Annotated in this window: 1 protein-coding gene; it reads right to left on the bottom strand. The window is 46.4% G+C overall.

The window, feature by feature from the left end; all coding sequences use genetic code 11:
- Positions 1-21: 21 nt before the first annotated feature.
- Positions 22-1599, bottom strand: a complete 1578-nt coding sequence (locus tag QUA34_RS29960; RefSeq protein ID WP_333391136.1) for a reverse transcriptase domain-containing protein — start codon at positions 1597-1599, stop codon at positions 22-24.
- Between the last annotated feature and the right edge of the window lie 541 nt (positions 1600-2140).

The raw sequence follows: 2140 nt of genomic DNA, 5'->3' as shown, positions 1-2140 counted from the left end.
TGGTTGAGTCGATGCGGGGTATTATCCCCGGCACCTCTCAGTTAGATCTGGGCGTGCGACTTTCACCGCACCCAGCTCCCGATGTTCTTGGCTTTCGCCTTTGCTCATGTGAATGTAATCGTGGCAGCTTTCGTGAACCGCTAGAAGGTTATTTATTTTCCAATTACTATGGCAACCATCTACATGATGCAGATGTACCTTTTCATCGCCTAGCATTTTTAGACCACATTTCCCACATTTATGGTTTTGCCGTTTTAAAGCTTTAGAGGTGTCGCCGTTATAGAGCTTGCTGTTACGCTCACTCCAGTAGGCTATATCTCCGTCGTAGGGAGATTTCTCTCCTTTGACATTGACAAATTTGTTTTCGGAGTAGGGAACCGCCGGGAACGCTTTTTCTATCAATTTTTTGACAGTATAGCGATTCTTTTTTGCTTCCTTATTGAATACCTTGAAGGCTCTATTTTGAATAAACCACAGTGAAAACCGCGACCCATCCAATTTACAGTAGCGGTGGTAATTCCTCCAGCCTCTAACCACAGAGGCTAATTTCTCAGCCTTGAGTGTGGCTCCATAATTCGAGTTGTTAACGATGTGCTTTACCTTCTGACGGAGTGCTTTGAAGTTGTCCGCTGATGGAACGCTTCTAAATTTCCCGTTGTTTTGCACTTTGAAATGCCAACCGAGGAAGTCAAACCCATCTGTCGTAGCTGTTAGCTTGGTTTTCTTTTCACTAACCTTCATGCCTCGTTCTGCCAGAAATTCGCTGACTTTATCAAGTATTGCCTTCGCATCATCTTTAGGTTTCAGAATTATTATCATATCATCCGCGTAACGGACTGATTGATGTATTTCCTCAATCCCATTGAGAGCAATATTGGCTAGTAATGGACTTACCACGCCCCCTTGCGGGGTTCCTTGTTCTGGAAATTCTGGATTGACTCCTGATTTCAGACAGCGGAATATTCCGGTCTTGATACCCCTTGGGGCGATGAGTCGTTCCATTATGCTGGTGTGGCTTATCCTGTCAAAGCATTTTTCGATATCAAGCTCGATAACCCGTTTCTCTATTCCATTGCTATTGGAGCGTAGATTGTCGAACAGATTTTTCTGCGCGTCATGCGCCGACCTTCCTGTTCTAAACCCATAACTCCTAGCGTGGAAGGTTGCTTCGTGTGCTGGCTCTAGCGCGTATTTTGCGAGGCATTGCCACGCTCTGTCGGCGATAGTCGGTATCTTAAGGAGGCGGGTACTCCCATCCTTTTTAGGGATTGGTATTGAACGTAACTTCTGATGTTTCCAGTTGTTACTTTTGGCTCTGAGTTCTTCACTCAGGGCAAATCTTTCCTCAAATGTGAGTGAGGCTTTTCCGTCGATTCCCGCAGTCTTTTTGCCAGCGTTTAGTTGAGTTACTTGACGTATTGCCAACATTCTTGCAGCCCGAGATTTCAGAATTAGCTTTTGAAGGGACTTCGCTTTCTGCTTGTTTCCAACCTGAATCGCTTTATACACGCGCTTTTGTAGGCGAAATAAGTCCCTTCGGAATTTCTTCCAAGGTAACTTCTTCCAAGATTCACTAACATTGCTGTTGTGCCTAATCATGCTCTGCTCTAGTTTGTGTACTCTGAACACCTCAGACCAGTTACGGTCTGTCCTACCCGAACTAAGGGGATTCCGCTGCTCGTCTAGCCTACTTTGGGGTTCGACTTCCCCTAGACCCTCGGTTCGTTTTTCTTCGTTCCCTCGGTTAGATTGATTGTTCCTTTAGGTGGAGCCAATTTAACTACTGGATTCCCTAGACTCTTGCCGATATTCGGACGATTATTCGGCGGGAATAAACTCCAGTGAAGTCGGGATTTCTTGGTCTGCGTCCCGCTTGAGGATAAGTTACTTTTCTAGGCTCAATTTCACCATCGGAACTCCCCATTAGCGCCAGTGTCACCCCACATTGGATGTCTGATTGCGCCCTGTTCCCAGCTTCACTCTCCAAAAATCGAGTTCGGTCGGTGTGGGCAGATAGGGAGTCATACCTGAGTCTGGCAGAAGGGACTTGCACCCTTATCAGACCGAGAGTTCAGCCTTGTGGCTGGAAGCGCTATGTACGGACTGATTACCGTGATTTACGCTTCAACGAATCGCACCG

The organism is Microcoleus sp. POL10_C6 (assembly GCF_036701585.1).
Taxonomy (GTDB): Bacteria; Cyanobacteriota; Cyanobacteriia; order Cyanobacteriales; family Microcoleaceae; genus Microcoleus.
The sequence above is the reverse complement of the archived record's forward strand: the minus strand, read 5'-3'. Positions and strand labels throughout refer to the sequence as shown.

Bases quoted from the DNA above. Each gene is read 5' to 3' on its own strand.
- QUA34_RS29960 (WP_333391136.1), bottom strand. From the start codon at position 1,599: ATGATTAGGCACAACAGCAATGTTAGTGAATCTTGGAAGAAGTTACCT.